Annotated in this window: 1 protein-coding gene and 1 pseudogene; both read right to left on the bottom strand. The window is 64.4% G+C overall.

Annotation, left to right across the window (positions count from 1 at the left end; translation table 11 throughout):
* Positions 1 to 1098, bottom strand: a pseudogene (locus EGI20_RS18610) (hypothetical protein); the annotation flags it as partial.
* Between the two features lie 10 nt (positions 1099 to 1108).
* On the bottom strand, positions 1109 to 1462 hold a 354-nt coding region (locus EGI20_RS18605; RefSeq protein WP_498632244.1), incomplete at its 5' end, for a BamA/TamA family outer membrane protein.

The following is a 1462-nucleotide window of genomic DNA, read 5'->3' as shown; positions in this document are numbered from 1 at the left end:
GGCACGCCCGGCAAAGGCGGGCCCCAGCAGCGCCAGATTGTCGGCCTGCAACAAAAGTTGCAGCTTGTCGCCCGGCTTGCCGTAAGCGCCGCTGGCCTGCAACCGGTTGCCGCCCAATAGCAAAGAGGCATTGAGCCGGCTTAAGCGGTCGGCCTGCCAGTGCGCCTCAGCGCGACCGCTCAGTGGCGCACCCGAGAGCTGGCTGGGGGTCAGCATCAGGCTGACATCCCCTTGCGGCGCGCCGGGAAACAGCATGGCCGGATTGATATTACCCAGCCGTATCGACAGGGTTTTGATCTTGCGGTAAATCACCGGAGCAAACGGCACAAACTGCCCGTCCACCTCGGCCACCACCCCGGTAGCCTCTCCCTTGAGCGCAAGTGTGGGCGCCAGCAAGGAGCCACCCAGGTTGGCATAGGCCTGCACCTTGCGTCCATCCAGTTCGCCCCCCAGCTCCACCCGCCCGCCCAGTGCAAAAGGCGCGTCGGCCGCCAATGCCAGCGAACCGGCGGCACTGCCCCAGGGCGAATGCAGCGACTCCAGCGCCAGCGCATGCTGTCCACCCTGATAAAGGTAGGAGCCGGCCAGGTCCTGGAACACCAGTGCCTGCGGCTGCAGACTCAAGCTTTGCAAGGACACATGGCTGACCTCGATATCCAGCGGCAAGGCAAGCGATGCAGGCGCGCTTAAGGGCTCGCCCGAGGCGGGACTACGGTCATCCAGCAGCACACTGCCCAGTTCGAGCCGGTTAATGATCAGCTTGCGCTGCCACAGCGCGCCCGGCTGCCAATCCAAGGCGATACGGGATAGCTCGATACGCTTAAGCGGCGTCTGCCAGCGCAGGCCTTGCAACTGGAAGCCGCGCCACAAGGTGCCTTCGACCCTGGCAACCGATAGCGCACCCTGACTGGCCTGAGCCGCCAGCTGCCACAGCCGGGCAAAGCCGGCTTCGCTGCCGGTTAACCAGCCCAGTGCACCGAAAACGGCAAACAGCATGGCCAGCAAGGCAAGCAGGATACGCCGGCCCCAGCGCCGGCGCGGGGCGGAAGGTTCGGGCGCAGGGGCATCCTGCGGTGGTGGCTCAGTATTCGGCATCATCGGTATTCGTTCAGAAAGGCAGGCCCAGACTCATGGTCCAGCGCCATTTGCGGTCGGTATCGCCACGCGCCAGATCAAAGGCGATCGGTGCCACCGGGCTTAGCCAGCGCACACCGAAGCCGAAGCTGCGGGCCAGTTCGAAATGCTTCCAGCTATCGGCGGCATTACCCATATCGTGGAACAGGCCCAGACGCCAGTGCGGTGCAACAGTAAACAGATATTCCAGCGAACCGGTTGCCATCACCCGCCCGCCCAAGACCGAGCCATTGGGGCCGGCAACGCCCAGGCTCTCGTATTCGAAACCGCGCACGCTATTGACGCCGCCGGCACGGAACAGCAGGGATGAGGGCACTTTGTCGGTTTG

The sequence above is a fragment of the Aquitalea sp. S1-19 genome, from assembly GCF_024343515.1.
Note: the sequence above shows the minus strand (reverse complement) of the source record. Positions and strands in the feature narration are given on the sequence as shown.